At 75.3% G+C, this 7,947-nt stretch carries 5 protein-coding genes; 2 read left to right on the top strand and 3 right to left on the bottom strand.

Annotated features, from left to right (window positions below; genetic code table 11):
- Both V7E46_RS08590 and V7E46_RS08585 read left to right on the top strand, forming a co-directional pair.
- A partial coding sequence (locus V7E46_RS08590) for an AMP-binding protein (RefSeq protein ID WP_333767856.1) occupies positions 1-2,844 on the top strand: 2,844 nt, incomplete at its 5' end.
- A gap of 91 nt (positions 2,845-2,935) precedes the next feature.
- On the top strand, positions 2,936-3,133 hold the full coding sequence (locus V7E46_RS08585; RefSeq protein ID WP_333767855.1) for an MbtH family protein: 198 nt from the start codon (positions 2,936-2,938) through the stop codon (positions 3,131-3,133).
- A gap of 67 nt (positions 3,134-3,200) precedes the next feature.
- Here V7E46_RS08585 and V7E46_RS08580 read toward each other — a convergent pair whose 3' ends face one another.
- The 3 genes from V7E46_RS08580 to V7E46_RS08570 form a co-directional block, all read right to left on the bottom strand.
- Positions 3,201-4,289 carry an iron-siderophore ABC transporter substrate-binding protein gene (locus V7E46_RS08580; RefSeq protein WP_333767854.1) on the bottom strand — a complete coding sequence of 363 codons (1,089 nt, stop codon included), beginning with the start codon at positions 4,287-4,289 and terminating at the stop codon, positions 3,201-3,203.
- A gap of 90 nt (positions 4,290-4,379) precedes the next feature.
- Complete coding sequence (locus V7E46_RS08575) at positions 4,380-6,134, bottom strand: ABC transporter ATP-binding protein (RefSeq protein WP_333767853.1); 1,755 nt, start codon at positions 6,132-6,134, stop codon at positions 4,380-4,382.
- Positions 6,131-7,813 (bottom strand): ABC transporter ATP-binding protein, encoded by a 1,683-nt coding sequence (locus tag V7E46_RS08570; protein ID WP_333767852.1) that lies wholly within the window; start codon positions 7,811-7,813, stop codon positions 6,131-6,133. The genes V7E46_RS08575 and V7E46_RS08570 overlap by 4 nt, the downstream gene beginning before the upstream one ends.
- Positions 7,814-7,947 lie beyond the last annotated feature (134 nt).

Raw genomic sequence — 7,947 nt, 5'->3', positions numbered from 1 at the left:
GCCCCCGACCACCCCGCCTACGTCATCTACACCTCGGGGTCGACGGGCAAGCCCAAGGGCGTGGTCGTCACCCACCGCAGCGTGGCCAACCTCTTCCACAGCCACCGCCGCGACCTGCACGACCGCGCCAAGGAGCTGACCGGCGAACGGCACCTGCGGGTCGGCCACGCCTGGTCCTTCTCCTTCGACGCGTCCTGGCAGCCGCAGCTGTGGCTGCTCGACGGCCACGCCCTGCACATCGTGGACGACGAGACACGCCGCGACGCCGATCTCCTCGCCGCCTTCGTCCGCGACCGGCGGCTGGACTTCATCGAGGTCACCCCCTCCCTGCTGGCGCAGATGATCGACGCGGGCCTGATCCGCGACGGCCGCTGCCCGCTGGCGGTCGTCGGCGTCGGCGGCGAGGCGGTCCCCGACGCCCTGTGGAGCCGGCTGGCCGCGCTGCCCTCGACCGAGGCCTTCAACCTGTACGGCCCGACCGAGGCCACCGTCGACGCGCTGATCGGCCGGGTCCGGGACAGTGAAGGCCCGCTCGTCGGCCGTCCCGTGCACAACACCCGGGCGTACGTGCTGGACGCGCGGCTGCGCCCGGTCCCGCCCGGCGTCACCGGGGAGCTGTACCTCGCGGGCGCGGGCCTGGCCCGCGGCTACCTCGGCCGCCCCGGCCTGACGGCCGAGCGCTTCACCGCCGACCCGTACGGCCCGCCCGGGAGCCGGATGTACCGCACCGGCGACCTGGCCCGCTGGACCGAGGACGGCCTGCTGGACTACGCCGGCCGCTCCGACGACCAGGTCAAGATCCGCGGCTACCGGGTCGAACTCGGCGACGTCGAGGCGGCGTTGGCGACCCACGAGGCGGTTGCCCAGGTGGTGGTCGTCGCCCGCGAGGACCGTCCGAGGAGCCGCCGGCTGGTCGGCTACGCGGTGCTTGCCGAGGGCGCCGCCGCAGACCCTGCCGCCCTGCGCGCCCACGTGGCGGCCCGCCTGCCGGAGTACATGGTGCCGGCCGCCGTGCTCGTCCTGGACCGGTTCCCGCTGCTGCCCAACGGCAAGCTGGACCGCAAGGCGCTGCCCGCCCCCGACCTCACGGCGGCGAGCGGCGGCCGGCCGCCGCGGACGGACAGCGAGCGGGTCCTGTGCGCGGTCGTCGCCGACACGCTAGGGCTGCCCCCGCGGGCCGTCGGCGCCGACGACGACTTCTTCGCCCTCGGCGGCGACAGCATCGTCGCGATGCAACTGGTCAGCCGGCTCCGCGCGGCGGGCCTGCGGGTCACCCCGCGGCAGATCTTCCAGCACCGCGACGTCGCCTCGCTGGCGGCGGCGGCCGTACCGGTACGGCCCGGCACCGCGGCCAGGACCCACGACGACGGCACCGGCGCCGTCGCGCCCACCCCGATCATGCACGCGCTGCGCGAACGCGGCGGTCCCATCGGCGGCTACCACCAGGCCGCCCTGCTGCGGACGCCCGCGGCGCTGGGGGAGGCCGGGCTGCTGGCGGTCCTGCGGGCCGTCGCCGAACGGCACGACATGCTGCGGGCCCGCCTCGAACGCGACCGCGCCGAGCCCGGCGGCGCCGAGACGTGGACGCTGCGGGTGCCGCCGCCGGCCGGGGCCGACGTGGCGGCCTGGCTGACCCGGGCCGAGGCGACCGGCCTGGACGACGCGGGGCTGCGGGCGGCCATCGCCGAGGGCGCCGCCGCGGCGCGGGCGCAGCTCGACCCGGACAGCGGCGCCATGGTGCGGGCCGTGTGGTTCGACGCCGGCCCCGGGCGGCCGGGGCGCCTGCTGCTGCTCGTCCACCACCTGGTGGTGGACGGCGTGTCGTGGCGGATCCTGCTGCCCGACCTCGCCGCCGCGTGGCAGCAGGCCGCGGCGGGCGCGACCCCGCGGCTCGACCCGGTCGAGGTGTCCTTCCGCCGCTGGTCGGAGCTGATCGGCGCGCGGGCGGCGGCGCCCGTCACCGAGGACGAACTGCCGCGCTGGACCGCCGCCCTGGCCGAGGGCGCGGCGCTGCCGCTGGCCCGCCCGCTCGACCCCCGCCGCGACACCGTCGAGACCACCCGCTACCTGTCGCTGACCCTGCCCGCCGACGTGACGGCCCCGCTGCTGAGCCGGGTGCCCGCCGCTTTCGGCGCGACGGTCAACGACGTCCTGCTGACCGCCTTCGCGCTGGCCGTCGCCGACTGGCGGCCCCGGACGACCGGGGCCCGGACCGAGCCGGGAACCGCAGCGGGAACCGGAACCGGAACCGAGCCGGGGACCGGGGCCGGCAACGCCGTGCTGGTGGACCTGGAGGGCCACGGGCGGGAGGCGGGGATCGCGGGCGACGCCGACCTGTCCCGTACGGTCGGCTGGTTCACCAGCGTCGTCCCGGTCCGCCTCGACCCGGGCGCGATCGACCTCGCCGACGCCTTCGCCGGCGGCCCGGCCCTGGACGCGGCGGTCGCCCGGATCGGACGGCACCTGGCCGCGCTGCCCGCGGGAGGCGTCGGCCACGGCCTGCTGCGCCACCTGAACCCGGGGACCGGACCGGAGCTGGCCCGGCTCGGCGAACCGCAGATCGAGTTCAACTACATGGGCCGCTTCGACCACCCGGAGGCCGCGGACTGGTCCTACGCCGACGAGGGCGACGCGGCCGACCTCGACGCCGACCCCGGCATGCCGATGTCGCACGCCCTGACCGTCAACGCGCTCACCGAGGACCGCCCCGGCGGCCCGGAGCTGGGCGCCCACTGGGCCTTCGCCGCGGAGCTGCTCACCGAGGACGCGGTCCGCGACCTGGCGCGGACCTGGTTCCTGGCCCTGCGGGCGCTGGTGGACCGCGCCGAACGGCGGCCGTCCTGACCCGCCCGGCCGTCCTGACCCGCGCGGCCACCGCCCGAACCCCGACCGCCTGCCCGGCCATCCGCCCGTACATCCGAGAGGAAGACTGACCATGAGCAACCCGTTCGAGAATCCCGACGGCGTCTACAAGGTCCTGGTCAACGACGAGAACCAGCACAGCCTGTGGCCCGACTTCGTCGACGTCCCGGCCGGCTGGACGGTCGTGCACGGACCGGCCGGCCGCCAGGAGTGCCTGGACCGCATCGAGGCCGACTGGACGGACCTGCGCCCCAAGAGCCTGCTGGAGTAGGCAGCCGGGCACGCGTGAGGGGGACGGCCCGCCGGGCCGTCCCCCTCACGCGTGTGCGCCGTACCGGTCAGGAAGCGGGCTGCTCCACCTTCGTGGCGGGATTGCCGTCGACCGCCGCGGCGACCTGCGGCACCAGGCGGTCCAGGACGTACGGGATGCTCAGCACGGTCGACAGGGACACCGCGTTGCCGTAGTCGCTGCTCTCCTTGACGAACACCTCGCGGCCCTGCCTGACGACGTTCAGGTCGCCGTAGAGCTTGTCGCCGTGCAGCTTGGTGACGGCCGCCGCGGTGTCCGGGAGGATCCACACCGCGACGCCCTGGTCGAGCAGGTCGGTGCGCTCCTTGCTGATGTTGGCGCCGAAGGAGTCGCCGATCACCTTGTCCAGGTCCTTCGGGAGCGTCAGGCCGAGACCGCTCAGCAGCCGGGAGCGCACGTCCTGGCTGCCGTAGACGAAGGTGCCCTCGTACGGGGTGGCCATCACCGCCGTGGCGCCGGCGAATTCGGGGTGCGCCTTCTTGGCCGCGGCGAACCGGGCCTCGACGCCGTCGACCAGGCTCGCCGCCTCCGCGGGCCTGCCGAGGGCCTTGCCGATGGTCTCGGTCTGCTGCTGCCACGGGACGCCGTAGTCGTTGAACTCCTTGGGCTGGGCCACGACCGGGGCGAACTTCGACAGCGTCTGGTACTGCTCCTTGGTCAGCCCCGAGTAGACGGCGAGGATGAGGTCGGGCCGCAGCGCGGCGATCTTCTCCATCTGCGGGCCGGTGCCGGTGTCCTTCAGGACGGTCGGCGCCGCGGCGCCGTTCAGCTTGTCCTGCGCCCAGGGGCCGACGGCGCCCTTGTAGCCGCCGAGCCACTCGGTCGTCCCGACCGGCACCGTGCCCAGGGCCAGGACGGCGTCCTGGTCGGTCAGGCCGACGGTGACGATGCGCTTCGGCTCGGCCTTGAGCGTGGTGCTGCCGTACTTGTGCGCGATGGTGACGGGGAAGGCGTCGGGGGAGGCCTTCCCGGTGGCGGAGGGACCGGCGGCGGCGCCGGAGTCCGGGTCCGAGCCGCTGCCGGATTCGTTCGAGCCGCAGGCAGCCGCCCCGCCCACGAGCAGCATGACGGAAGCCAGCAGTCCGGCGAACCGGGCGGCTATCTGAGCGCGGGACATCACATGATCCTTGTCTTCGTGTGCGGTTCTGTTCGGTGTTCGGATTCGCTCGGTCGCTCCCGGGGTGTCCCGGGACCGCGCACGGGCGGGTCACCCATCGGTGCTGCGGTTCTCCGACCAGGCCCGCCACAGCGCCGCGTACGGCCCTCCGGCGGCGCGCAGTTCGTCGTGGGTGCCGCTCTCGGCCACCCTGCCGTGCTCCAGGACGACGACCCGGTCGGCGGACGCGGCCTGGCTGAGCCGGTGGGCGACGATCAGCGCCGTACGGCCGTCCAGCGCCCGGTCGGCGGCCTTCTCCAGCACCTGGGCGCCGGCGCTGCCCGCCTCCGCGGTGGCCTCGTCGAGTACGGCGACCGGCGGATCGGCCAGCACGAGCCGGGCCAGCGCGAGTTGCTGGGCGCGGTCGGGGGTCAGGCGGTGGCCTCCGTCGCCCACGACGGTCTCAAGCCCGTCGGGCAGGGCCTCGGCCCAGCCGAGCGCGCCGACCCGCTCCAGCGCCTCGCGCAGCTCGCCGTCGGTGGCGTCGGGCCTGGCCAGCCGCAGATTGTCGGTGAGCGGTCCGGCGAAGACGTGCACCTCCTGGGTGACCAGCGCGACGGTGCGGCCCGACTCGACCGGCTCGGCGCCCCCGATGTCGATCCGTCCCGAGGCCGGGCGGTGGATGCCGGCGATGAGTCTGGCCAGGGTGGTCTTGCCCGCCCCGCTCGCGCCGACCAGGGCGACCCGCTCCTTGGGGCGCAGGACCAGGTCCACGTCGTGCAGGACGGGCCGGCCCGGTGTGTAGGCGTGGCCGACACCGGTGAGGGTGACCACCGGTACGGTCCCGGTCTCCTCGGGCGCCGGCTCCTGAGGTGCCCGCGGCGCCGGTTCGTCGACGACCCCGACGAGGCGGGCCAGCCCGGCCGCGGCGGACTGGGCGTCGTCGAGCAGCACCAGCGCGGTGTTGATCGGCCCGAAGAGGCTGTGGAAGTACAGCGCGGCGGCGGTCGCCGTGCCGATCGACACGGAGTCGTCGCGCACCAGCACGAAGCCGGCGACGAGCACCGCCGCGAGGCCGAGGTATTCGCCCACGTGCAGCCGGCTGTAGAAGCCCAGCACCAGCCGTACCCCGCGCAGCGTCAGGTCGACCGCCGCGCGCGAGCGCTCGGTGACCCGCCCGGTGTGCCGGTCCTCCAGCCGGTACGCGCGTACGGTGGCCGCGCCCCCGATGCTGTCGAGCAGCTGCTGCTGCTGGGCGCCGGCGGCGATGCGCTCCTTGGCGTACAGCGGGGTGGCCCGGGAGGTGTACCAGCGGGCGGTGTGCGCCTGGACGGGCACCGCCAGCAGCACGGCCACCAGGAACCGCCAGTCGAGCACCGCCAGCGCGCCCAGGGTGAGCAGGATGGCCAGGCCCGAGCGGGCCAGTTCCGGCAGCGCGTGGCGCACCGCCTCCGCCACCCGCGACACGTCCTGGGTCACCCGCGCGGTCAGGTCCCCCGAGCCGGCCTTCTCCAGCCGGTCCAGCGGCAGCAGCAGCGCCCGCTCCACGAACCGCTCGCGCAGCTCGGCCAGTACGGTCTCGCCCAGCTTCGACACGAGCGACATGCCGAGCGCGGTGGTCACGCCCTGCGCGGCGGCGACCAGCGCCAGCAGCACCACGGGCGCGGTGAGCGTACCGGCCGGCCGGCGGCCGGTGACCAGGTCCACGATGTGGCCCAGCAGCGGCTGCGTGAGCAGGCCCACCGACGTCGCGACCACCATGACGGCGAATCCGGCCCAGGCCAGCGCCCGGTGCGGTCGCAGCAGTCCAAGCATCGCGGCCCGGGTGCGGGCCGGGGTCGCGGTCGGCAGCAGTTCCCTGGTCATGCGAGCACCGCCGCACGGTAGGCGGCGTCGCCGCGCAGCAGGGCGGTGTGGGTACCCTCGGCGCTGACCCGGCCGGAGTCGAGGAAGACCACGCGGTCCGTGACGGCCAGCAGCGCGGGGCTGTTGGTGACCAGCACCGTCGTGCGGCCGCGCCGGAAGTCCCGTACGCCGCGCGCGATGCGGGCCTCGGTGACCGAGTCGACGGCGGTGGTCGGATCGTGGACGACCAGTACGGGGCGGTCGGCGTTGAGCGCGCGGGCCAGCGCGACGCGCTGGCGCTGGCCGCCGGACAGCGACCGCCCGCCGTCGCCGACCGGGGTGTCGGCGCCGAGCGGCAGCGCGCGGGCCACCTCGTCGGCGGCTGCGGCGGCCATCGCGCCTTCCGCGGACTCCCCGCCGCCGATGTTGTCACCGAGCGTGCCCTCGAACAGGTCGGCGTCGTGCGAGGCGACCAGTACGGCTGAGCGCAGGTGCGCCGGATCGAGGTCGGACAGCGGCACCCCGTCGAGTTCGACCGTGCCGGAGACCGGGTCCTCGGTACGCCCCAGGGCGCGCAACAGGGCCTCGCAGGAGGCCGGTTCCGTGCTGACCACGCCGAGCAGCTCGCCCGGCGCCATCGTCAGGTCGACCTCCCGCAGCGTCCCCAGGCTGACGGACCGCAGCCGTACCGTACCGGGGACGGCGTCCGGCAGGCGGCCGTCGCCCGCCACGACGTCGCGGGGCGCGGCGAGCACCGCCGCGATGCGCGACGCCGACGCGCGGGCCTGGGCGAATTCGGCGTTCACCCAGGCGAACACCTCGAACGGCCCGAGCAGGAACATCGCGAGGCCCAGGGCGGACACCAACTGGCCCAGCGTGATGTCGCCCCCGGCCGCGAGCCGGCCGCCGACCAGCGCCACCAGCGCGATGAAGCCGCCGGTCAGCGCCAGCACGACGCCGCCCTGCCAGGCCTCGGCGCGGGCGGCGCGGAGCGTGGCGGCCAGCGAGGCGCGGCTGGTGCGCCGGTAGCGGTCCACGGCCGCGCCCTGCGCCCCGATGCCCTTGAGCACCCGCAGCCCCGACACCAGGTCGGCGGCTATGCCGGAGGCGTGCGCGGCCTGCTCCTGCTCGGCCTCGCTGCGGTGCTCCAGCGGCTTGCTCAGCAGATGCCCGGCGAACAGCAGGACGGGTGTGCCCAGCAGCACCGTCAGGCCGAGCGGCACGGAGATGAGAAGCAGCGCCACCGCGCTCACCACGAGCCCCACCGCGGAGGAGATCCCCGTCGTCAGCGCCATGTTGACGGCGCCGACCCGCTTGGCGTCCTCGGTGGCGATGTTCACCAGCGCGCCCGGCAGCCGTCCGGTCTCCGCGCCGCCGCGCGGGTCGAGCACCCGGCGTACGACCTCCACCCGCAGCTGGTGCGCGGCCTGTTCTGCGGCCCGCTCGCCGGCTCTGGCCCCGAACCGGAAGCTCAGCGACAGCCCCACGTACACGGCGGCCAGGACGGCCAGCCAGCGCACCAGCGCGCCGGTGTCGCTCCTGGCGACGGCCTGGTCGACCAGGACGCCGATCAGTACCGGAACGAGCGCCTCGCCCAGTTGGTGTCCGGCGGCCAGGACGGCCCCGGTGACGACGTCCCGCCGCTGCCCTCCGACCGCCTGTGCCAGCACGTCCCGCGACCGCGGTCCCTCTGCTCCCACCGGTGCACCCTCTCCGGAACCAGCCTCACGAATTTAGGTAAGGCTAGTCTAAGTAAGGGTGCCGCGGTCACGGTCATCGGCCCCGGGTTCGGCCGTCCCCCGGTGGGTCGGCAACGCCGTCACGGCCCCGGGCC

The sequence above is a fragment of the Streptomyces sp. IBSBF 2435 genome (assembly GCF_036815005.1).
Lineage (GTDB): Bacteria > Actinomycetota > Actinomycetes > Streptomycetales > Streptomycetaceae > Actinacidiphila.
The sequence above is the reverse complement of the archived record's forward strand: the minus strand, read 5'-3'. Positions and strand labels throughout refer to the sequence as shown.

What these genes read in the sequence shown, in the direction of transcription:
- V7E46_RS08585 (WP_333767855.1), top strand. Translation starts at nt 2,936, where the DNA reads ATGAGCAACCCGTTCGAGAATCCCGACGGCGTCTACAAGGTCCTGGTC.
- V7E46_RS08580 (WP_333767854.1), bottom strand. Translation starts at nt 4,289, where the DNA reads ATGTCCCGCGCTCAGATAGCCGCCCGGTTCGCCGGACTGCTGGCTTCC.
- V7E46_RS08575 (WP_333767853.1), bottom strand. Translation starts at nt 6,134, where the DNA reads ATGACCAGGGAACTGCTGCCGACCGCGACCCCGGCCCGCACCCGGGCC.